We start from the raw sequence: 1548 nt of genomic DNA, 5'->3' as shown, positions 1-1548 counted from the left end.
CAGTGCTTGCACGGTGGCGGGGATGTAGTCCGTGGCTGCGCTCGGTTGAGTGGTGAGGTCACCGTTGTCTCTGTGCGCACCTCTAGTTGGGTATGCACGGGTCTGCGATGCGGGGGTGTCGCGCAGAGTTGCCGAGCTGTGGTTACGTCGTGCCCGGTCCTCTCGGGTTCGCGCTGGTTCGGGTGTGTCTGCGATGGGTGTCGAGGATCGGGGCCGGCGCGTCGGCAGTTGTTGCAACATCGTGGAGTCCTCCTCTACTTCAGCTGGTCATGTTTGCTTTTGTCGGACTGGTCCGGTCCCCGACTTGCGCCGCCTGATACTCAATTGCCGCCTAGAGGTTTGCCTCGCAGTACTGCGTTGGCGTCTTCGAGTTCCAGGATGCGGGTGATGCCGGCGATATTGACCCCGCCGGACACCAGATCAGTGATACGTCTGATCCGGTGCAGGTCATCGGCGCTGTAGCGGCGGGTACCTCCGTCGGTTCGGGCCGGGGCCAGCAGGCCACGGCGCTCCCAGAGCCGTATCGACTGAATGGCGGCGCCGGATAGTTCGGCAGCCACTGTGATGCCGTAGACACCCCGCCCTGGCGGGGGCCGGGGATCGCCCCGCCCAGGATCACTCATACATCTACCCTTATCACCATCGGAAATATCTGGCTAATGCTTGCGAACATCCATGTGAGATGATATATCAAATGTATGCCTGATGGCATAGATAAACAGTGCAGATGAGATGACACCAGATTGGAGTGTTGGAGGTGGCGACCATGCTGATGCGAACCGATCCGTTCCGTGATCTCGATCGCTTCACCCAGCAGGTTTCAGGAACTGCGGCGCGTCCGGCGGTGATGCCGATGGATGCTTGGCGCGAGGGTGAAGAATTCGTCGTCGAGTTCGACCTACCGGGAATCGATGGCGAATCGTTGGACCTCGACATCGAGCGCAACGTCGTGACTGTTCGCGCCGAGCGTCCCGATATCGACCCTGGCCGGGAAATGCTGGCCACCGAGCGGCCCCGCGGGATCTTTAGCCGGCAGTTGGTCCTGGGAGACAACCTCGACACCGACAACATCGCCGCCACCTACGACAGCGGCGTGCTGCAGTTGCGGATCCCAGTGGCCGAGAAAGCCAAACCCCGCAAGATCGCTGTCGGTCACCGCAACGGGCACCAGGTCATTAACGCCTGATCGGCCGGTCCTAGCGAGCGAGGCAAGGAGTAGCCGCGATGACACCTCTAGAGATCATGGCCGCGCCGGTGGGTGATCGCACCCTCGACAGCGCCTGGCAACACGTGGTGTGCCTTGATCCCGACGTCGTCGCGCTGTTCGCTGAGGTCGACGCCATCCTGTGCGCCGCACTCGCCCCTGCCCCTCGCCCACCGGCACCACCAGCCACCGGGCGCGCCCTGACCGGGCCCCGGTCGGCTGGTCGGTCTTGGCCCGCACCGCCACGGTGTCGGCTCATACTGGTGCGACCCGTGCGAGCCACCCAACGCAGCCCTCCGGCCCGCAAACCACCGACCCGGCGACCAACCCACCAACCTCCCAAC

At 63.6% G+C, this 1548-nt stretch carries 2 protein-coding genes and 1 pseudogene; 2 read left to right on the top strand and 1 reads right to left on the bottom strand.

Annotated features, from left to right (window positions below):
* Positions 1-320: 320 nt before the first annotated feature.
* On the bottom strand, positions 321-623 hold the full coding sequence (locus ACZY1I_RS32130) for a MerR family transcriptional regulator (protein ID WP_463761694.1): 303 nt from the start codon (positions 621-623) through the stop codon (positions 321-323).
* Positions 624-766: 143 nt separating this feature from the next.
* Here ACZY1I_RS32130 and ACZY1I_RS32125 point away from each other — a divergent pair, with 143 nt between their 5' ends.
* A complete protein-coding gene (locus ACZY1I_RS32125) occupies positions 767-1186 on the top strand; it encodes an Hsp20/alpha crystallin family protein (RefSeq protein ID WP_463761693.1) in 420 nt (139 codons plus the stop codon).
* Positions 1187-1224: 38 nt separating this feature from the next.
* Positions 1225-1548 (top strand): annotated as a pseudogene (locus ACZY1I_RS32120) (hypothetical protein); the annotation flags it as partial.

Source organism: Mycobacterium sp. IDUB_37, assembly GCF_055419245.1.
This window is presented reverse-complemented; position numbering and strand designations above follow the sequence as displayed.